16 protein-coding genes are annotated in these 20,241 nt (G+C 66.2%); 7 read left to right on the plus strand and 9 right to left on the minus strand.

Features of this window, described 5'->3' with window-relative positions:
• Nucleotides 1–12 precede the first annotated feature (12 nt).
• Nucleotides 13–609 (minus strand): hypothetical protein, encoded by a 597-nt coding sequence (locus ACQP2D_RS34860; protein ID WP_433680185.1) that lies wholly within the window; start codon nt 607–609, stop codon nt 13–15.
• A 761-nt stretch (nt 610–1,370) separates the two neighbouring features.
• Here ACQP2D_RS34860 and ACQP2D_RS34865 point away from each other — a divergent pair.
• The 3 genes from ACQP2D_RS34865 (at nt 1,371) to ACQP2D_RS34875 (ending at nt 5,187) form a co-directional block, all read left to right on the plus strand.
• The gene (locus tag ACQP2D_RS34865; protein WP_433680186.1) at nt 1,371–3,680 is read left to right on the plus strand and encodes an FdhF/YdeP family oxidoreductase; all 2,310 of its coding nucleotides are present in this window, start codon (nt 1,371–1,373) and stop codon (nt 3,678–3,680) included.
• 72 nt (nt 3,681–3,752) lie between these two features.
• Complete coding sequence (gene fdhD / locus ACQP2D_RS34870) at nt 3,753–4,586, plus strand: formate dehydrogenase accessory sulfurtransferase FdhD (RefSeq protein WP_433680187.1); 834 nt, start codon at nt 3,753–3,755, stop codon at nt 4,584–4,586.
• A gap of 67 nt (nt 4,587–4,653) precedes the next feature.
• A complete protein-coding gene (locus tag ACQP2D_RS34875) occupies nt 4,654–5,187 on the plus strand; it encodes a hypothetical protein (protein WP_433680188.1) in 534 nt (177 codons plus the stop codon).
• 75 nt (nt 5,188–5,262) lie between these two features.
• On the opposite strand, the gene ACQP2D_RS34880 is transcribed toward ACQP2D_RS34875, so the two are convergent.
• Both ACQP2D_RS34880 and mihF read right to left on the minus strand, forming a co-directional pair.
• Nucleotides 5,263–5,673, minus strand: a complete 411-nt coding sequence (locus ACQP2D_RS34880; RefSeq protein ID WP_433680189.1) for an NUDIX hydrolase — start codon at nt 5,671–5,673, stop codon at nt 5,263–5,265.
• Between the two features lie 16 nt (nt 5,674–5,689).
• Nucleotides 5,690–6,004, minus strand: coding sequence for an integration host factor, actinobacterial type (mihF, locus tag ACQP2D_RS34885; RefSeq protein WP_354960125.1), 315 nt, complete (start codon nt 6,002–6,004; stop codon nt 5,690–5,692).
• Between the two features lie 558 nt (nt 6,005–6,562).
• Between mihF and ACQP2D_RS34890 the strand changes: the two genes are divergently transcribed.
• Nucleotides 6,563–6,940 (plus strand): nuclear transport factor 2 family protein, encoded by a 378-nt coding sequence (locus tag ACQP2D_RS34890; RefSeq protein WP_433680190.1) that lies wholly within the window; start codon nt 6,563–6,565, stop codon nt 6,938–6,940.
• 63 nt (nt 6,941–7,003) lie between these two features.
• Here ACQP2D_RS34890 and ACQP2D_RS34895 read toward each other — a convergent pair whose 3' ends face one another.
• The 6 genes from ACQP2D_RS34895 to ACQP2D_RS34920 all read right to left on the minus strand — a co-directional run bounded on the left by ACQP2D_RS34895 (nt 7,004) and on the right by ACQP2D_RS34920 (nt 13,057).
• Entirely contained in the window at nt 7,004–7,438 is a 435-nt protein-coding gene (locus ACQP2D_RS34895) for an STAS domain-containing protein (protein WP_433680191.1), read from the minus strand.
• A 262-nt stretch (nt 7,439–7,700) separates the two neighbouring features.
• Complete coding sequence (clpX, locus tag ACQP2D_RS34900) at nt 7,701–8,981, minus strand: ATP-dependent Clp protease ATP-binding subunit ClpX (protein WP_063044679.1); 1,281 nt, start codon at nt 8,979–8,981, stop codon at nt 7,701–7,703.
• A gap of 429 nt (nt 8,982–9,410) precedes the next feature.
• Nucleotides 9,411–10,079: an ATP-dependent Clp protease proteolytic subunit gene (locus ACQP2D_RS34905; protein ID WP_354960993.1), complete on the minus strand. Its 669-nt coding sequence runs from the start codon at nt 10,077–10,079 to the stop codon at nt 9,411–9,413.
• 45 nt (nt 10,080–10,124) lie between these two features.
• On the minus strand, nt 10,125–10,733 hold the full coding sequence (locus ACQP2D_RS34910; RefSeq protein WP_433680192.1) for an ATP-dependent Clp protease proteolytic subunit: 609 nt from the start codon (nt 10,731–10,733) through the stop codon (nt 10,125–10,127).
• 179 nt (nt 10,734–10,912) lie between these two features.
• Nucleotides 10,913–12,298, minus strand: a complete 1,386-nt coding sequence (gene tig, locus ACQP2D_RS34915) for a trigger factor (protein ID WP_433680193.1) — start codon at nt 12,296–12,298, stop codon at nt 10,913–10,915.
• Nucleotides 12,299–12,466: 168 nt separating this feature from the next.
• Nucleotides 12,467–13,057: an FKBP-type peptidyl-prolyl cis-trans isomerase gene (locus ACQP2D_RS34920; RefSeq protein ID WP_433680194.1), complete on the minus strand. Its 591-nt coding sequence runs from the start codon at nt 13,055–13,057 to the stop codon at nt 12,467–12,469.
• 277 nt (nt 13,058–13,334) lie between these two features.
• On the opposite strand from ACQP2D_RS34920, the gene ACQP2D_RS34925 reads away from it, so the two are divergent.
• From ACQP2D_RS34925 to ACQP2D_RS34935, 3 genes are read left to right on the plus strand one after another with little or no spacing between them, the layout of a single operon-like run.
• Nucleotides 13,335–15,803 (plus strand): phosphoketolase family protein, encoded by a 2,469-nt coding sequence (locus tag ACQP2D_RS34925; RefSeq protein ID WP_433680195.1) that lies wholly within the window; start codon nt 13,335–13,337, stop codon nt 15,801–15,803.
• 54 nt (nt 15,804–15,857) lie between these two features.
• Entirely contained in the window at nt 15,858–17,666 is a 1,809-nt protein-coding gene (locus tag ACQP2D_RS34930; RefSeq protein ID WP_433680196.1) for a 3' terminal RNA ribose 2'-O-methyltransferase Hen1, read from the plus strand.
• The gene (locus tag ACQP2D_RS34935) at nt 17,666–20,236 is read left to right on the plus strand and encodes a polynucleotide kinase-phosphatase (RefSeq protein WP_433680197.1); all 2,571 of its coding nucleotides are present in this window, start codon (nt 17,666–17,668) and stop codon (nt 20,234–20,236) included. The genes ACQP2D_RS34930 and ACQP2D_RS34935 overlap by 1 nt, the downstream gene beginning before the upstream one ends.
• Nucleotides 20,237–20,241: the final 5 nt, after the last annotated feature.

The following is a 20,241-nucleotide window of genomic DNA, read 5'->3' on the forward strand; positions in this document are numbered from 1 at the left end:
CGCGTGACCGCATTACGACCCCCTCCGCACGGGCAGATGCGAGACGAGCCGATGCCCGTAGAACCACCCACCGATCAACAGGAAAAACAGAATCACCGTCAATGTCGATGTGGCCGCACTGATCCGGCTGACCAGCACCACATCCAGCGGCGCACTGAGCGTGCGTCCGCACTGCGCGGTCACCTGGTAGCGCCCGACCTCGATCGAGGTCAGTACCAGCGGTGCGCGGAATCTCCCGTCGGCCCCCGCGACGGTGTTGCCCACCGGAGTCTCCCCGACCAGCAGGCTGACCTGCGCCTGCGGATCACAGCCCGATCCGTCCGCGATGACATCGCTACCGGGCCCGATCGCCGAGGGCGTGAGCTCGAGCCCGGCGGGTTGTGCGGCGACTGGCGGCAGCGGAGCCGGCAATGGAGTCGAAGGCACGATCGGGTCCGGAGGCCGAACGGTCGGAACGACCACGTCGGGCGGCTTGTTCGACGGCTGCTGGCTATCCGGCGGTTGCTGGTTGTCCGGCGTCGGATTGTCCAGCGTCGGATTCTGCGGCGGCGCGGTGGTCGGATCGTCACGCGGTCGCTCCGGCGTGGTCGGCTGCGGAAGCGGCGGCAAGGTCGTCATGGTGATCGGCGGCAGCACAATATCCGGAGGTCGCGTACTGCTGGACGGCGATCCGGAGCATCCGTCGGACGACCGCCCGGCGCAGGGATCGGCTGGCATCCGACTACTCGTGGTCTGCGTCCCGGTCCCGTCGCGCGTCCCGGTCCCGTCATGCGTCCCGCTGCCGTCCGAATTCCCATCCGGCGTCCCGGTGCTGGTCTGCGATCCGGACCCGTCCCGCGTTCCGGACCCGTCCTGCGGGCCAGGCGACTGCTCCACCGTGCGCGGCCGCGGCCGAACCACCGACGACGTCGGGTCCTCCGATGCCGGAACACCGAATGCCGATACCCCGCTGACCAACGGGACCACCCCGGCGAGCACAACCGCACAACTCAGAATTCCGAAGATCACCCCACGATTCGCACGCCGACACCGCACCTGCCGACGCACCCCGCCAGCACGCGCGGGAAATGCTGCCTGCGTCCCCATCGGCTGTGCCTCAGATCAGCGATTTGATCAGTAGCTATGGTAAGCCAGCACCGACCGACGCGGAGCCTTCTCGCCCAGCCCGCACGCCGCGAAAATCGCTGCCTACCAGGCAGCGTCGCCGACGCACGCGGTCGGCCAACAGCCCTACAGAGTGTATACAATTTGAATCGAGCAGTCTCGGGCATGCCGCAGCCACCCAGCCGGGGGCACATGCACGAGCGCGGCGACCCAGGATCGAGCAAGGGCGCCGCGACAAAATTCGTGCGAAGAGGACAATATCCAGCATGCACCGTAAAGGGCCGACACAGGACATCGACGAGTCCGCGCTGACCGTGACCCAGCCGAAAGAGCAGGCCGCGGGCGTGACCGCCGTGGCCGTTGCGCTGAAACGCGCGGTGGAGGAGATGGGGGTCGTCCGGACCACCCGCACGCTGGCCCGGGTCAATCAGGTGCACGGTTTCGACTGCCCCGGCTGCGCCTGGCCGGAGCCGACGGGGCACCGTCGCCCGGCCGAGTTCTGTGAGAACGGCGCCAAGGCTGTCGCCGAGGAGGCGACGCTGCGCACCGTCACCCCCGAATTCTTCGCCGCGCACTCGATCGAGGAACTGGCGGGCAAATCCGGCTACTGGCTGGGCCAGCAGGGCCGACTCACCCACCCGATGGTGCTGCGCCCCGGCGACACGCACTATTCGCCGATCGAATGGGATGCCGCCTACCGACTCATCGTCGAGCACCTGAATGCCCTGTCCTCCCCGGACGAGGCCCTGTTCTACACTTCCGGCCGCACCGCCAATGAGACGGCGTTCCTGTATCAACTGCTGGTCCGCAGTTTCGGCACCAACAATCTGCCGGACTGTTCGAATATGTGCCACGAATCCTCCGGCGCCGCGCTGACCACCTCGATCGGCATCGGCAAGGGTTCGGTCTCGATCGATGACTTCACCAAGGCCGATCTGATCATCGTCGCAGGCCAGAACCCGGGCACCAATCATCCGCGCATGCTCAGCGCACTGGCGAGCGCGAAGGCCAATGGTGCCCAGGTCATCGCGGTCAACCCGCTGCCGGAGACCGGACTGCTCGGTTTCCGCGACCCGCAGACCGTCAAGGGTTTCACCAGCGGCGTCGCGATCGCCGACGACTTCCTCCAGATCCGCCTCGGCGGCGATATGGCCCTGTTCCAGGGCCTCGGCAAACTGCTGTTCGAGGCCGAGGACCGCGCGCCCGGCACGGTGGTCGACCGCGAGTTCGTCGACGCGCACTGCGCCGGCTTCGCCGAATACGAAAAGAACGTTCGTGCTGTCGATCTCGACACCGTCCGCACCGCGACCGGCCTGTCCGATGACGACTTGCACCGCACCGCAACACTTCTGGCCGAATCGAAGAACGTCATCATCTGCTGGGCGATGGGGCTGACCCAGCAGCGCCACGCGGTCGCCACCATCGAGGAAGCCACCAATCTGCTACTGCTGCGTGGCATGATCGGCAAGCCCGGCGCCGGTGTGTGCCCGGTGCGCGGCCACTCCAACGTCCAAGGCGACCGCACCATGGGCATCTGGGAGAAGATGCCCGACGCCTTCCTCGACGCACTCGACCGCGAATTCGGCATCACCAGCCCACGTCACCACGGCTACGACACCGTCGAGGCCATCCGAGCCATGCGCGCCGGCACCGCGAAGGTGTTCCTCGGCATGGGCGGCAATTTCGTCTCCGCCACCCCCGATACCGAGGTGACCGAGGCCGCCCTGCGCAGCTGCGCGCTCACCGTGCACGTCTCGACCAAACTCAATCGCAGCCATATCGTGCACGGCCGCACAGCACTGATCCTACCCACCCTCGGACGCACCGACCTCGACCTCCAGAACGGCACGAAACAACAAGTGTCGGTAGAGGATTCGATGTCGATGGTGCATCTGTCCACCGGCCGACTGCAGCCGGTCAGCGATCACCTGCGCAGCGAAGTCGCCATCGTCTGCGAACTCGCCCGAACCCTCTTCGGCGCCGATCACCCGGTGCCGTGGGCGCAGTATCAGCACGACTACGACAAGATCCGCGACGCGATCGCCCGCGTGGTACCCGGCTGCGCCGACTACAACAAGCGGGTCCGCGACCGCAACGGGTTCGTCCTACCGCACCCGCCGCGCGACTCCCGCGAATTCCGCACCGCCACCGGCAAAGCCAATTTCGCGGTCAACGAACTGAGCTGGGTCCCGGTCCCCGAGGGCCGACTGATCCTGCAGACCCTGCGCAGCCACGACCAGTACAACACCACCATCTACGGCCTCGACGACCGATACCGCGGCGTCCACGGCGGCCGCAAGGTGATCCTGATGCACATCGACGACATCACCGAATTCGGTTTCGTGGATGGCGATCTGGTCGATCTGATCTCCGAATGGACCGACGGCACCGAGCGCAAGGTGACCGGCTTCCGCATCGTCGAATACTCCACTCCCCGGGGTAACGCCGCCGCGTACTACCCGGAAACGAATCCGCTGGTTCCGCTGGATCACGTTGCGGCACGGTCGAATACGCCGGTTTCCAAAGCGGTGACCATCCGAGTCGAACCACACGTCCACACCGGACAGCCCACATGAGCAACCCCAGCGAACGAATCAGGTCGCACCGTACACCGTGCACGACCGAGCCGAACGCGGAGAGGCGCAGTCGTGAGTAGAGTCACCGCCCGCAAACGGATGCGCCGCATCTCGCCCAACGGCATTGTCGAGCGCCCGGATTCACTCGCCGTCGAGGAGCCGCTGGAAATCCGCCTCGACGGCCGGTCGCTCACCGTCACCATGCGCACCCCCGGCAGCGATATCGAACTCGTGCACGGATTCCTGTTGGGCGAGGGCATCATTCACACCGCCGAGGATGTCGTCAGCGCCCGCTACTGCGCGGGCACCGACGAGGACGGCCGCAACACCTACAACGTCCTCGACATCCACCTGCGCAACCCCACCGCCGTCCACAGCCGCAACTTCCTCACCACCAGCGCCTGCGGCCTCTGCGGCAAAACCGCACTCGACGAGGTCCGCACCCGCACCCGATACCCGCTCCCGACCAGCTCGATCACCCTCGACAGCAATACCCTCGCCGTCCTGCCCGACCGATTGCGTACCCGCCAAACAGTTTTCGACGCCACCGGCGGCCTGCACGCCGCAGGACTGTTCACCACCGATGGCACCGCACTCGCCGTGCGCGAAGATATCGGCCGCCATAACGCTGTCGACAAAGTCCTCGGCTGGGCCCTGCTCCAAAACCGCATCCCCGCACACGACCTCATCCTCATCGTCAGCGGCCGCGCCTCCTTCGAACTCGTTCAAAAGGCCGTCATGGCGGGCATCCCTATACTCGGCGCCGTCTCCGCCCCCAGCTCACTGGCCGTCGACCTCGCCACCGAATCCGGCCTCACCCTGGTCGGTTTCCTGCGCGGCGACACCATGAACATCTATACCCGCCCGGACCGGCTGACCATTACCGACGAGGTCGCCGCCTATTGATCACGGCCGGTGTCCGTTTTACGGTGACAACACCAGATCCATCGTTCGGCGATGAACGGAGACACCGATGCGGATCACGGTCGATGGCAAATCCGGCGGATTACGCGTGCGTATGCGGTTCGAACAGCAGCGCAACCGCTGGCTGGCCGTTCGAATCATATTGGGGGTATTGGCATTCCAGGGCGCGGTCGTCGGCCTGTGGGCGGTTTTCGCGCCGCATTCGTGGTACACCAGCTTTCCGGGCTTCGGCATGCAGTGGATCTCGGCCGACGGTCCGTACAACCACCATCTGGCCTCCGACGTCGGTTCGTTCTTCCTGGCGCTGACCGCGGTGACCCTGGCCGCGCTCTTCCTCGGCGGCAGCGCCCTGGCCCAGGTCGCGGGCCTGGGCTGGCTGGTCTTCGGTGTGCCGCACCTGATCTATCACGTCTCGCACAAGCCGGCCGAGATGGCCGCGGGCAGTTTCACCCTCAGCATCGTCGGCGCGGTGCTGATCGCCGTCCTCGGTCTGGCGCTGATCCTGGTCACCCCGCGCGGGCCGCAGTTGCGCGATCCCGACCCGATCACCTTCCGGCTCCCCCGCCGCCGCACACCTCGCTGATTCCCCGGAACAGTCAACGCCCCACAGCGCATGCCGTGGGGCGTTTGGTCTGCCAGAAGCGAATGCGTCCGACATTCAGGACGCGTCCCACCCGCCGATCTCGGTCAAATGGTCGAGGGCCCGCACCACCGCCGGTGCGCACCGATGACCATCGCCCGGTCCGAGCCACGCCATCTCGGCGATCTCCGCGGCCGGAGCCGGTGTGCCGTGACCGGGTGCGCGGAAGCAGTGCATCTGCACGAGCGTTCCGGGACGCCCGTGGGCGGGGGCCGTAATGGTCACCACGGGCGTGATCCGGTGCTCCTCCAACTCGACGCCTACTTCCTCGCGAACCTCACGAACGAGCGCTCCGGTCAGGGTTTCCCCGGGCTCGGGCTTGCCGCCCGGTAGATAGAAGGCGTCGCGTCCCTCGGTCCGGACCGCGAGCAAGCGGCCGTTCTCGACGCACAGCCACGCCACCGACGTGAGCGTTGGTTCCCCGATCATGGTGCGACTGTAGTTGTCAGTCCTTCAACGCTTCGAGCAACGCCGCACGCTGGCGTGCGCCGAGTCCGCCGATGCGGCGGTCCTCGGGGATCTCCGCCTGGTCCATCAGCTTGGCGGCCTTTACCGGTCCGACGCCGGGCAGCGCCTTGATCACCGCAGCGACCTTGGTCTTCTTGACCAAGTCATCACTGTCGGCCTTCTTCAACAGTTCGGCGACCGATACCTTTCCGGCCTTCACCTTGCCGATCAGTTCCGAGCGTGCCTTGCGGACCGCAGCCGCTTTGGCCAACGCCTCAGTGCGCTGTTCGGCGGTCATGGTAGGCAGTGGCATGTCTCCTCCGCTTTCACTCGTCACTCGAACATCTGGTTGACCGGACCGAGTAAACAGCACTACAAGCACCACACTAGCTCGACACACCGGGGTCGAACGGCGGGAAATAGCGACGAGTTTTCTGGAACCAGTGCGCACACCCTGGTAAAGAGGCAGCCGCAGGCAGTAACACGCGAAGCCGCAATGCCGAAACCACTAGCAGACGCACCAGTGCGGGACAGAAGGTTCAACGGCGAACCAGGGAATCAACGGCGATTCCGGCACCGGGCGCGATCGGGCGACACAGGGATGTGACAAGCGATCGTCACCGTATCCAAAAGCACTGGCGCGCCAATTAAGAATGCCGAGTGGGCATGATCGGCGGCCCGTTCGGTGCGCAAGAGGCTAGGACCAGTGCTGGCGCGGGGGGCCATCTGCGCCAGCACGTCATCCACCCTCCCGGCTATCGGGATTCCCCTCAACGCTGCCACGGGACACTGCTAGGCTCCGAATTAGAACACGTTTCAATTCGTCGCCGCGGGCGACTGCTCGCGGTCGCTCGAAACAAGAGGGGTTCTCATGGCACAGCAGATCCGCGATGTGGTCGAGCAGTACGTCAAACTGGTCGGCTCGGGTCCCACCGAAGAGATCGTCGAGCTCTACGCGCCCGATGCGGTGGTGGAGGACCCCATGGGTACCGAGCCCAAGCGTGGCCACGACGCCATTCGCGAGTTCTACGATGTGCTCGCCAACCTCGACCGGGAGACCCAACTGCGGCCGGAGACGATCCGCATCGCGGGCAACCACGCCGCCTTCATGTTCACCCTGGTCACCAAGTTCGGCGAGCAGCGGTTCACGCTCTCGCCCATCGATGTGATGGAGTTCGACGACGAGGGCCGGATCGTCAGCATGCGCGCCTATTGGAGCCAGGACGATATGCGCAGCGAAGCAGTCTGAATCGGCGCCAGCAATCCGCGGGTGCGGCAGTCGAATTCGACTGCCGCACCCGTGTTTTCGCTATCAGGCGCTCACGCGCGCCACCTCGGACACGGTCGCCCGCGCAACCGCGGCGAGGCTCGGCACGATATCGAACACCGCGGCATGACCCGCAACCTCGAGTAGCCGGTCCACGCAGCGCGGGCCGGTGATCAACTGAAGTCGCCGGCCGCTGCGGGCGCACCAGGATCGGGCATCCATCAGAACCCGCAGCCCGGCGACGCCGAAGAACGTCACCTGCGACAGGTCGATGACCAGCACCGTAGCCGCCGTGGGCAGTGCTCCGAGCAGGGACCGGCGCAGAGCATCGGCCGTCAGGTAATCCACTTCACCACCCACCGCGCACAACGTGATCGAATCCATCGGCGGTAAGACCACGATGGACAGACGATCGGTGGTTTGTCCGGATTCGCGCACAGCAGCCGCGCTGTCATCCGAGGAAACTGAAACTATCGGCATGAGGGACCTCGGTCCGTCGCACCCGCCGACCAAAAACCTTGCAGGCGGGATCTTTTCGCCCGATCCGCGGATGGACCAAGACTGGGCTGGTTACTCAACCGTGAGCTAGGAGTACCCCAACCGAGAGCTCGGTACACAAAAAACTAGTTCGAGCGTGACCGCCGTAACACCGCTTGGTGGCGGCGGCATGAGCAGCACGCCCGGGCCAGCCGGAAGCAACGCATGTGCGGTTGCATTTCGTCTGACCCGGTCCGCGTAGCGATTACGCCGACTTCTCCCTGCGCTCCGCACGCTGCGCCTTGCGCGGCACGATGGTCGGCAGCACGTTGTCGTTGACGGTATCGGCGTTGACGACCACCTTGGCGACGTCGTCGCGACTGGGGATGTCGAACATCGCCAGCTGCAGGACTTCCTCCATGATGGCGCGCAGGCCACGGGCGCCGGTGCCGCGCAGGATCGCCTGATCGGCGATCGCCTCGAGCGCGTCATCGGTGAACTCGAGGTCGACGCCGTCCATCTCGAAGAGCCGCACGTACTGCTTCACCAGCGCGTTCTTCGGCTCGGAGAGAATCTTGACCAGCGAATCCTTGTCCAGGTTCGTCACCGAGGCGACGACGGGCAGACGGCCGATGAATTCCGGGATCAGACCGAACTTGATCAGATCCTCGGGCATGACCTCGGCGAAGTGGTCATCGGTGTCGATCTCGGCCTTGGAACGCACCTCGGCACCGAAGCCGATACCGCGGTGACCGGTGCGATCGGAGATGATCTTCTCCAGCCCGGCGAACGCGCCAGCAACGATGAAAAGCACATTGGTGGTGTCGATCTGGATGAATTCCTGGTGCGGATGCTTGCGCCCACCCTGCGGCGGCACGCTGGCCTGCGTACCCTCCAGGATCTTCAGCAGCGCCTGCTGCACACCCTCACCGGAGACATCGCGGGTGATCGAGGGGTTCTCACTCTTGCGCGCGATCTTGTCGACCTCATCGATGTAGATGATGCCGGTCTCGGCCCGCTTCACGTCGTAGTCCGCCGCCTGGATCAGCTTCAGCAGGATGTTCTCGACATCCTCACCGACGTATCCGGCCTCGGTCAGCGCCGTGGCGTCGGCGATGGCGAACGGGACATTGAGCATCTTGGCCAGCGTCTGCGCCAGATAGGTCTTACCGCAGCCGGTGGGGCCGAGCATCAGAATGTTCGACTTGGCCAGCTCGACGGTCTCGCCCCGGCTGTCGCGCCCCTTGTCGCCCGCCTGGATGCGCTTGTAGTGGTTGTACACGGCGACGGCGAGCGTGCGCTTGGCGGTGTCCTGCCCGATGACGTAGTTCTCGAGGAAATCCCGGATCTCGGCAGGCTTGGGCAGCTCATCGAGTTTGACCTCGCTGGACTCGGCCAGCTCTTCCTCGATGATCTCGTTGCATAGATCGATGCACTCGTCGCAGATGTACACCCCTGGTCCCGCAATGAGCTTCTTGACCTGCTTCTGACTCTTTCCGCAGAACGAGCACTTCAGCAGATCGCCGCCATCTCCGATGCGCGCCATCTCGTGGGTCCCTACTTCCTTGTCCGCCTGCAACCGTCTATCCAGGTTGCCAGCAATCCGCCACCCTCGGGTGTAATCACGAACACCTCGAGCGAATCCGACGTTCGAGCACTGCCGTCAACCGGGAGCAAAGGTCCCTAGGTCGACCGTACCCGGTGTGCGCGACGGAGGTCGACAACTCGAGCATGTTTCTCGCCGGGGTTCTACGAGTTCTTACCACTATGGAACACGTTCACCCCGATCGACGGCCATTCGACACGCCTGGCCGCCCGCCCCGGAATGCCTTCTGCCGGACACCGTTCCGGCCGATCGACTTTCCTGAAGCAGTCCGGCCGGGCCACATGCCGAGTGGCACCTGTCCCGGCCGGAATATCCTGACATTGAGCAACTTACGAGCGATCAGCGCACCGCGCCAGCCGGCGCGGCTTCCTACTTCTGGGCGCTGAGCTTGCGGTAGTCGAACACCGTATCGATGATCCCGTACTCCTTGGCCTCCTCGGCCGTCAGGATCTTGTCACGGTCGGTGTCCTTGCGGATGGTGTCCGCATCCTTACCGGTGTGGCGCGCCAGCGTGGTCTCCATCAGACGGCGCATGCGCTCGATCTCGGCGGCCTGGATCTCCAGGTCCGAAACCTGCCCCTGAATACCACCCTCCAGCGAAGGCTGGTGGATCAGCACACGGGCATTGGGCAGGCATGCGCGCTTGCCGGGGGTACCGGCGGCGAGCAGCACGGCAGCGGCCGATGCGGCCTGACCCAGGCAGACGGTGGCGACATCGGCACGCACGTACTGCATGGTGTCGTAGATCGCCATCAGCGAGGTGAACGAGCCACCGGGCGAGTTGATGTACATGGTGATGTCGCGATCGGGATCCAGCGACTCCAGCACCAGCAGCTGCGCCATGATGTCGTTCGCCGAGGCATCGTCGACCTGCACGCCGAGGAAGATGATGCGCTCCTCGAACAGCTTGTTGTACGGGTTGGACTCCTTGACACCGAAGCTGGAGTGCTCGATGAACGAGGGCAGGATGTAGCGCGACTGCGGGCTCGCCGGAGCGGTGCCGCCGAGACCGGCGCGCGGGTCGAACTGATTGACCATCTTCGTCTCCAAAGTCGTTGAGGGGGAACGGATCTGCGTGTTCAGTTAGCTACCCGCGCCGTTCGCCTGCGCCCCGTGGGCGATCACGCGGTCGATGAAGCCGTATTCCAGCGCCTGCGCCGCGGTGAACCAGCGGTCGCGGTCGGCATCGGCGGTGACCTGCTCGATCGGCTTGCCGGTGTGCAGCGCCTGCAGCTCGTTGAGCTCGCGCTTGGTGTGCGCGAACTGCTCGGCCATGATCGCGATATCGGCCGCGGAACCGCCGATGCCCGCCGAGGGCTGGTGCATCATGATCCGCGCGTGCGGCAGTGCGCTGCGCTTGCCCTTGGTGCCGGCGGTGAGCAGGAACTGCCCCATCGACGCGGCCAGCCCCATGCCGAAGGTGGCGATATCGCATTCAACGAACTGCATGGTGTCGTAGATGGCCATACCCGCGGTCACCGAGCCGCCGGGCGAGTTGATGTAGAGCAAGATGTCGCGGGTGGGGTCCTCCGCCTCGAGCAGCAGCATCTGCGCGCACAGCTTGTTCGCGATGTCGTCGTCGACCTGAGTGCCGAGGAAGATGATGCGCTCACGCAGCAGGCGCTCGTACACCGAATCACTGAGGTTCAGACCAGCAGTCGCGGATGTCATGACGACCCCTGCCTTGTTCATTGTCACGGATACCTGCCTTCTCTCACCGGCTCGTTGCTGATGCCGAACAGCCATCTCTGGTTCGCTTGTCACAAACATTAACGAAGCAGGGCGGCACCGAACTCCCGGTACCGCCCATCTTCGCTCACAGCGCAATAACGCATCCATCCGGGACACGACCACGCTGGCACTTCATGAACTTATTCGGCGCTCGCCGCGGCGGACCCGGTGGACTCGGTGGACTCCGCCGCGTCGGCGGAACCCTCAGGGGCGCCGAACATTTCGGCGGTGTCCACGGTGTTGCCGTCGGAGTCGGTGACCTTCACCTTGCCGACCACACCGGCCAGCGCCTTGCCGCGGCGGACGTCGGCGAAGACCGCGCCGAGCTGCCCCGCCTGCTGCACCTGCTGGATGAACTGCTCGGGCGACAGACCGTAGCGCTGCGCCTGGAACAGGATCCGCTCGGTGAGCTCCTCCTGGCCGACCTGGGTGTTGTCCGCCTCGGCGATGGCGTCCAGCAGCAGCTGGGTCTTCACCGACTTCTCGGCGGACTCCTTGGTGTCCTTGTCGAACTCCTCGCGGCTGGAGCCCTGGGCCTCGAGCGCCTCGGCGAGCTTGTCCTCGTCGTGGTCGAAGCCGTGCACCGCATCGTGCAGCACGGCGTCGATCTCGGCCTGCACGACCGCCTCGGGCAGCGGCACCTCGACCTGCTCGAGCAGGGTCTCGAGCACCTTGTCGCGGATCTGACCGGCCTGCTCGACCTTCTTGACCCGCTCGACCCGGTTGCGCAGGTCTTCCTTCAGCTCGTCGAGGGTGTCGAATTCGCTGGCCAGCTGGGCGAAGTCGTCGTCGGCCTCGGGCAGCTCGCGCTCCTTGACCGAGCGCACGGTGACGGTGATGACCGCCTCCTTGCCCGCGTGCTCACCGGCGACCAGGGTCGAGGTGAACTCCTTGGACTCGTCGACCGAAAGGCCGATCAGCGCCTCGTCCAGGCCCTCGATCAGCTGGCCGGAGCCGACCTCGTGGGACAGGCCGGTGGTGGCCGCCTCGGGCACGTCCTCGCCGTCGACGGTGGCCGAGAGATCGATGGAGACGAAGTCGCCGTCCTGGACCGGACGCTCGACACCGGTCAGGGTGCCGAAGCGCTGGCGCAGCGACTGCAGCTGCTCCTCGATGTCCTCGTCACCGATGGTGAACGAGTCGACGGTCACCTCGATGTCGTCGTAGGCGGGCAGGGCGATCTCGGGGCGCACGTCGACTTCGGCCGTGAACGCCAGCTCCTGGCCGTCCTCGATCTTGGTGATCTCGATTTCGGGCTGGCCGATGACCTTCACCTCGGAGGTGGTGACGGCCTCGCTGTAGCGGCCGGGCAGTACGTCGTTGACGACCTGCTCCAGGATCGCGCCGCGGCCCAGGCGGGCCTCGATGAGCTTGGCCGGGGCCTTGCCCGGACGGAAGCCGGGGATGCGGACCTGGTTGGCCAGCGCCTTGTAGGCCTTGTCGAAGTCCGGCTTCAGCTCCTCGAAAGGCACCTCGACGTTGATCCGGACCCGGGTCGGGCTCAGCTGCTCGACGGTGCTCTTCACGGACATGCTCCTTGTTCGTTGGTTCCGGTCGACTTGCTTGTGGCCGACTTGCTAGGGGTAATCACGAGCGAAATCGCCGCACGAGTTGACGTGCGCATCTCGACCAGGTTAGTTGACCGGTCGCGGCGGGCTGCAGGCAGCACCACCGCCGAGGACCGCGCGTCGCCGTCACTTGCCGACGGTGACGGCGTCGGTGACGAAGACCAGCGTCTCGTTGGGCTTGATGCCATTGCCACCTGCGCCGTAGCCGAGGTTCGGCGGGATGATCAGCAGCCGCCGCGCGCCCGCCTGCACACCGACCAGGCCCTGCTCCCAGCCCGGGATGACCTGTCCGGCGCCCAGCGTGAGCTGGAACGGCTTGCCGCGGTCGAACGAGCTGTCCAGCTTCTTCTTATCCGACCAGGTGATCAGCGTGTAGTTCATGGTGAGGGGCTGACCGGCGACCGCACCCGGACCGCTGCCCGCGACCAGATCCTTGACGACGAGCTGGGTCGGCGCGGTGCAGGTGTCGGGGATGGTGATCTTCGGAGCGGCGCCGAAACCGCCGACCACCACGATGTCATCGGCGGTGCATTCGGCTCCGGTGGGCTGCGCGGGCAGCTGGCCGAAGGTGGGCTGCGCCGATGCCTTGGCGGCCGAGGAGCTCGTCGCCGACGAGGTCGCCGACGAGCCCTTGTCACCGTCCGAGCCACAGGCGGCCAGCGCGAATGTCGCCGCGGCGATGGTGCCGATACCGATGATCCTGCGCAGTGTTTGCATGTGGCGGACCATAATCCACCGCGAATCGTCCCGACCGAGCCGCCCTTCGATAGGGCGAGGACCGATGGCACCGGATCGGATGACCTCCGGCACGAGACGGGCCGACCCCCGACGCGGGACGGTGAGAACCGATCGGCGCGGGGCCGCGCGTGGGTAGGCTGGCGGTGAATTCTCCATCCGGCGTTATCAATCGACGTCGGCAACCGTGCAGGACCCGGTGACAGGCGGTCCGTCCAGGTGCCGCTTGGCGATGCCCGAATGTGAGGAGAGTCGGCGAATGACGCAGATGGCCAGTGTCGGGGGCGATACCTCGGCCGACAATGTCGACACCAGTGGCGGCGCCACCATCGCACCGCGGCCGTATCAGCTCGGGGAGGTCTCCGGCCCCCTTGGACGCACGGAACTGGAATCGATCGACGCGTGGTGGCGTGCCGCGAACTATCTCGCGGTCGGCCAGATCTATCTCATGCGCAATCCGCTGCTGCGCGAACCGCTGCGGGCCGAACACATCAAGCCCCGGCTGCTCGGCCATTTCGGCACCGTACCCGGCTTGAACCTGGTCTGGGTGCATGCGAATCGGGCGATCCGGCAGCGCGATCTGAACGCCGTCTTCGTGGCCGGCCCCGGGCACGGCGGGCCCGGGCCGAATGCCTGTGCATGGCTGGAGGGCACGTATTCGGAGCTGTACAGCCATGTACCGCAGGACGAAACCGGGATGGGCGCGCTGTTCGGACAGTTCTCCTTCCCCGGTGGCGTGCCCAGTCACTGCGCGCCGGAGACGCCGGGTTCCTTCCACGAGGGCGGTGAGCTCGGCTATTCGCTGCTGCACGCGTTCGGGGCGGCATTCGATAATCCGGATCTGACGGTGTTCTGCGTGATCGGTGACGGTGAGGCGGAGACCGGGCCGCTCGCCACCAGCTGGCACGCCAACAAATTCCTCAATCCGGGGCGCGACGGGGCGGTGCTGCCGATTCTCGCGTTGAATCAGTACAAGATCGCCAATCCGACCATCCTGGCGCGCATTCCGGAGTCGGAATTGCTGACGCTGCTGCGCGGATACGGCTACGAGCCGATCGTCGTCGCGGGCAGCGACCCGGCGCGGGTCCACCAGGAGATGGCGATCGCCGTTGACGCCTGTCTGGATCGCATCGCGGAGATTCAGCGCATCGCCCGCGCGGGGACCGATGGGGTGCGCCCGGTCTGGCCGATGATCGTGCTGCGCACGCCGAAGGGGTGGACCTGTCCGCCGGTGGTCGACGGCGATCAGGTCGAGGGCACATTCCGCGCGCATCAGGTGCCATTGGCGGCCGCGCGCACCGATGACCGGCATCGCGCGGTACTCGAGCAGTGGTTGCGGGCCTATCGGCCGGAGCAGCTGTTCGATGAGTCCGGCAGGCCCGTTCCGGCCCTGCTCGAACTCGTTCCCGATGGCGACCGGCGGCTGAGCGCGAATCCAATTGCCAACGGGGGCAGGCTCGTTCGAGACCTGCGGCTGCCGGATTGGCGTTCCTACGGCGTCGAGGTAGACAAGCCGGGCGCGACGCAGCACGAGGCGACCCGAGTGCTCGGCGGATGGCTGCGCGATGTCACCGCTCGCAATCCCGACAACTTTCTGACCTTCGCGCCGGATGAGCTGGCCAGCAATCGGCTGCAGGACATTCTGCAGGTCACCGGGCGCGCCTGGCAGGCCGAAATCGGCGAATTCGATGTGGGCCTGGACCGGGGCGGGCGGGTCATCGAGGTGCTCTCCGAGCATATGTGCCAGGGACTGCTCGAGGGCTACCTGCTGACCGGCAGGCACGGGGTGTTCACCTGCTACGAGGCATTCATCCACATTGTCGACGCGATGTTCAACCAGCACGCCAAATGGCTGGACGCGAGTGCGGCGGTGCCGTGGCGGCAACCCATCGCGAGCCTGAATTACCTACTGTCGTCACATGTTTGGCGACAGGACCACAATGGCTTCACCCATCAGGATCCCGGATTCCTCGATGTGGTGCTGAACAAGAAGTCCTCGATCGTGCGGGTGTATCTGCCGCCGGACGCGAATACGCTGCTGTCGACCTACGACCACTGTCTGCGCTCGCGGCACTACGTCAATGTGGTGGTAGCCGGAAAGCAGCCGCAGGCGGACTGGCTTTCGGTTTCCGACGCCACGGTGCACTGCGCGCGCGGCGCGGGAATCTGGGAGTGGGCCGGACAGCACGACGATCCCGGCAGCACACCCGATGTCGTACTCGCCTGCGCCGGCGATGTGCCGACGCTGGAAACGCTTGCGGCGGCAGCGATTCTGCGGTCGCGGCTGCCGCAGCTGCGGATCAGGGTGGTGAATGTGGTCGATCTGATGCGGCTGCAACCCGCGGACGAGCATCCACATGGACTGTCCGACAGCGAGTTCGACGCGCTGTTCACGCGGGAGTGTCCGGTGATCTTCGCGTTCCACGGGTATCCGTGGCTGATCCACCGCCTGACCTACCGCAGAGCCAACCACAATGGGCTGCATGTGCGTGGCTACCGCGAAAAGGGCACCACTACAACGCCTTTCGATATGGTGATGCTCAATGACCTGGACCGGTATCACTTGGTGATGGACGTCATCGACCGGGTGCCGACACTGCGGGAGCAGGCGGCCGGACTGCGCCAGGAAATGGTCGATGCCCGCTGGCACGCCCGCGCGTGGACGCGCGAACACGGCGAGGACATCCCGGCCGTCGCCAACTGGACCTGGCCGGACGTCAGCCTCTGAGCAACGCCGCGAAACCTCCTTGCGTGCGGTGTGCGGCTCGGCGACGATCGCAAGATGCTGTTGACGATCACCTGCACACCGCCGGAGGACGCGGCCTGGCCCGCGACCGATCTGGGCTTCTTGCTGCACAAGAATCCCGACCGGGTGCAGGCGTTCGAGCAGTCCTACGGCACCGCGCATGTCGTGTATCCGGAGGCGACCGCCACGCGATGCACGGCAGCGCTGCTGTTGGAGATCGATCCGATTCGGTTGGTGCGCGGGCGTTCCCGCAGCACACCGGATTTCAGCCTCGGCCAGTACGTCAACGACCGGCCGTACGCGGCGTCGTCACTGCTGTCGGTCGCACTCGGCGCGGTATTCCGCACCGCGCTGCACGGACGCTGCGATCAGCGACCCGAATTGGCGCGTACCGCACTGCCGCTGCGGATCGCCTTGCCCGCGGTGCCGTGCAAGGGCGGACCGGAAGCGGCCGAGCGGGTCTTCGCGCCGCTGGGCTGGACCGTGATCGCCGAACCACTCCCCCTCGATCCGGCCTTCCCGGAATGGGGCGATTCCCATTACGTGCGAATGGAACTCACCGGCACGATCCGCCTGGCCGACGCACTCGCGCACCTGTACGTCCTGCTGCCGGTGCTCGACGGCGCCAAGCACTACTGGCTGGCCGCCGACGAGGTCGACAAGCTCATCCGCGCGGGTGCCGGCTGGCTCGCCGAACATCCGGAACGCGCCTGGATCACCCGGCGCTACTTGGCTCGACGCCAGTCGCTGGTGCGCACCGCGCTGGCGCGGCTCGCCGAGGTCGACGATGTGGAGCCGGAGGAGCTCGACGCGGTCGAGGAGGGATTCGACGAGGCGGACGACGCGATCCTGTCCGACGATGTGGGCAATGGCGAAGCATCGGCGGACCGGTCAGGTGAATCCATTGAAACCGTCACTGCACCTGAGGTTTTCGCGGTAGCCGTCGAGAGGGCGAGCGCCGAGTCGGGGAACGTGGTCGAAAATGCCGGGCGCGGCACGTTCCCGGCGACCGGGGATACGGTGGCACGGTCCACGTCGACCGAGGCCGCGGTGGCACAGTCCACGTCAACCGAGACGGCGGTGGCACAGTCCACGTCAACCGAGACGGCGGTGGCACAGTCCACGTCAACCGAGACGACGGCGACACAGTCCACGTCGCCGGAGGCTGTGGAGGTAGCGGACAACGCGACCGAGGGCGATGAGCGTACGCCGTCGCTGGCGGTTGTGCGGCAGGCCGCGGTTTTGGCCGCGCTCCGCGAGGTCGGGGCGCACCGGGTGCTCGATCTCGGCTGCGGGGAGGGGGCTTTGTTGCGAGAATTGCTGGCGGACAAGACTTTTACCGAGATCGTCGGTGTCGACGTATCGATGCGGGCACTGAATATCACCAAGCGGCGGTTGCGACTGGATCGGATGCCGGAGCGGGTGGCGCGGCGGTTGACATTGCTGCAAGGGGCGTTGACCTATACCGATGCGCGGCTGCGCGGGTATGACGCGGCGGTGCTGATGGAGGTCGTCGAACATATCGACGAGCCGCGGTTGGCCGCTCTCGAATACGCCGTATTCGGTTCGGCCGCACCGGGTTCGGTAATCGTGACGACGCCGAACGTCGAGCACAACGTGGTGTACGAGACACTTCCGGCGGGCAAGTTCCGGCACTCCGATCACCGGTTCGAATGGACCCGTGCGGAATTCTCGGACTGGGCGACCCGCGTGGCGCAACGGTACGGGTACGCGGTGCGCTTCGGACCCGTCGGTGTCGAACATCCCGAATTCGGCCCGCCCACGCAGCTGGCCCTGTTCACCAAGACCGCGACGGCCGACGGCACTACGAGAGGAGCGGCGTGATGACCGAACTAGCAATCCCGGAGCTCTCCCTCGTCGTGCTGATCGGCAGCACCGGTTCCGGGAAATCGACATTCGCGCACAAGCACTTTCGGCACACCGCGATCGTGTCGTCGGACGCCTGTCGCGGCGTCGTCAGCGATGACGAGAACGATCAGTCGGCGACGCCGGATGCCTTCGCACTGCTGCACCATATCGCCGGTATCCGGCTGCGGCGCGGACTGCGCACCGTTATCGATGCCACCAATGTGCAGCCCAAGGCGCGTCAGGAACTGATCGCGGTGGCGCGGGCGCACGATGTGCTGCCGGTGGCGATCGTGCTCGACGTCGCGGATGCCGTGTGCTTCGAACGCAATGCGCTACGCCCCGACCGGTCACACCTGGCCAGACACGTCGTCACCCGGCAACAGCGCGAACTGCGCCGAGGGCTGCGCGGGCTGGAACGCGAGGGCTTCCGGAAGGTGTACATACTGCGCGGGGTCGAGGAGATCGAGTCCGCGACCATTGTCGACGAAAAGGCGTGGAACGACCGGCGCGACCTCACCGGACCGTTCGACGTGATCGGCGATGTGCACGGCTGCCGCGCCGAATTGGAAACGCTGCTCGGCGAACTCGGCTACCAGCTGGCGCGCGACGATGCGGGCCGTGCGGTCGGCGCGAGTCACCCGGCGGGGCGTACCGCGGTGTTCGTCGGCGATCTGGTCGACCGTGGGCCGGATACCCCCGGGGTGCTGCGACTCGTCATGGGCATGGTGTGCGCGGGAACGGCTCTGTGCGTCACCGGAAATCATGAGAACAAGCTGGTGCGCGCGCTCGATGGCAAGCAGGTGCGCATTGCGCACGGGCTCGCGGAGTCGCTGGCCCAGCTGGCGGCCGAGGACGAGGATTTCCGCAAGGCGGCGCTGGACTTCTGCCGCGGTCTGATCAGCCACTACGTACTCGACGGCGGCCGGTTGGTGGTCGCGCATGCCGGGCTGAAGGAGGAGTACCACGGGCGCGCGTCCGGGCGGGTCCGCTCCTTCGCCATGTACGGCGAATCCACCGGGGAGACCGACGAATACGGCCTTCCGGTGCGCTATCCGTGGGCCGAGGACTATCGCGGGCGCGCCACGGTGCTGTACGGCCACACGCCGGTGACCGACCTGCGCTGGGTGAACAACACCCTGTGCCTGGATACGGGCGTTGTCTTCGGCGGCAAGCTCTCGGCCTTGCGTTATCCCGAGCGCGTGCCGGTTTCGGTTCCGGCCGAGCGGGTTTGGTACGAGCCGGTGCGGTCACTCGAGGCCACCACCATCGCGACGCCCGCCGGCGTCGTGCACCGCGATCCGGGCGTGCTCGACCTGGACGATGTCATGGGCCGCCGGGTGGTGGAAACTCGCCAGCACGGCCGCGTCGGTGTGCAGGAGGAGAATGCCGGGGCCGCCTTGGAGGTGATGAGCCGGTTCGCGATCGATCCGCGGTGGCTGGTGTACCTGCCGCCGACCATGGCACCGTGTGCGACCACCCAGCTGGACGGCTACCTCGAACATCCTGCCGAGGCCTTCGACTACTACCGGTCCGAGAATGTGCGGCGCGTGGTGTGCGAGGAGAAGCACATGGGTTCGCGCGCAATCGTGCTGGTGACGCGTTCGGCGCGGACCGCGGCCGACCGGTTCGGCGTCGACGACGGCAGCACCGGTGCGCTCTACACCCGCACCGGCCGCCCGTTCTTCGATGACAGGGCGCAGACCGAGGAACTGCTCGCGCGGGTGCGTACCGCCGCCGAATCGGCGGGCCTGTTCACGGAACTGAACACCGATTGGCTGCTGCTGGATACCGAGCTGATGCCGTGGTCGGCCAAAGCCGTTGGCCTGCTGCGCAATCAGTACGCGGCGGTCGGCGCGGCGGCGCGCGCCGCACTCGATACGGCGACCGAGCTGCTGGCCGCCGTCACAGCACGCGGCCTGGATGTCACCGAGCTCGCGGACCGCACCGGCGCACGCAAAACCGATGCGGCGGCCTTCACCGCGGCCTATGGCCGCTACTGCTGGCCGGTCGACGGCCTGGCCGGGATCCGGATCGCACCGTTCCAGATCCTGGCCGGTTCCGGCATCAATTACGCAGTGCGCGACCATGATTGGCACCTGTCGCACATCGACCGCTTGGTCGCTGCCGACGCCGAGCTGTTCACCCCGACCGGCCGGATGGTCGTCGATCTGACCGATCCGGACAGCCAGGCCGCCGCCACTTCCTGGTGGACCGAACTGACCACGGCGGGCGGCGAGGGCATGGTGGTGAAACCGTATGACGCGATGGTCCGCGGCGATGGCGACCGGCTCGTTCAGCCGGGCGTGAAATGCCGCGGCCCCGAATATCTTCGGATCATCTACGGACCGGAGTACCTGCGCGACGACAACTTGCGCCGACTGCGCACTCGAGGGCTGGGCCGCAAGCGCTCGATGGCACTGCGGGAGTATGCATTGGGGCTGGAGGCACTCGACCGTTTCGTCGCTGGTGAACCACTATGGCGCGTGCACGAGGCCGTATTCGCGGTCCTAGCGCTGGAGTCCGAGCCGGTCGATCCACGACTCTAACGAGA

It is taken from the genome of Nocardia sp. CA-119907 (assembly GCF_050955995.1).
Taxonomy (GTDB): Bacteria; Actinomycetota; Actinomycetes; order Mycobacteriales; family Mycobacteriaceae; genus Nocardia.